General features: G+C 46.5%; 1 pseudogene. It reads right to left on the bottom strand.

Annotation, left to right across the window (positions count from 1 at the left end):
* A pseudogene (locus tag BHE89_RS01390) lies at positions 1-284 on the bottom strand (helix-turn-helix domain-containing protein); the annotation flags it as partial.

Genomic DNA, 284 nt, shown 5'->3' with positions numbered 1-284 from the left:
GCCATGCTTACTTTTAAACGTGGGAAAACGGGCTTTTAGTTTCGGATTAAAAAAGTTGGAGAAAGCCACGTCAAGGTTAATCACCGCCTGCTGCAATGCTATGGAGTCATATTCTTTAAGCCACCCATATCTGCGGGATTTTTTTCGCCACTGCAAGCAGCGGTTTAAGGTCTTTACGCGGGTTTAAATTTACGCCGTGCCGCTGGTAAGCGTCTTTCTTGATGTGCAGAGCTTTGTTGTACGCAAAACGAACCGCACCGAACTGAGCGTTGAGATATTCAGCC

The sequence above is a fragment of the Shigella sp. FC1967 genome, assembly GCF_001743005.1.
GTDB lineage: Bacteria > Pseudomonadota > Gammaproteobacteria > Enterobacterales > Enterobacteriaceae > Proteus.
Note: the sequence above shows the minus strand (reverse complement) of the source record. Positions and strands in the feature narration are given on the sequence as shown.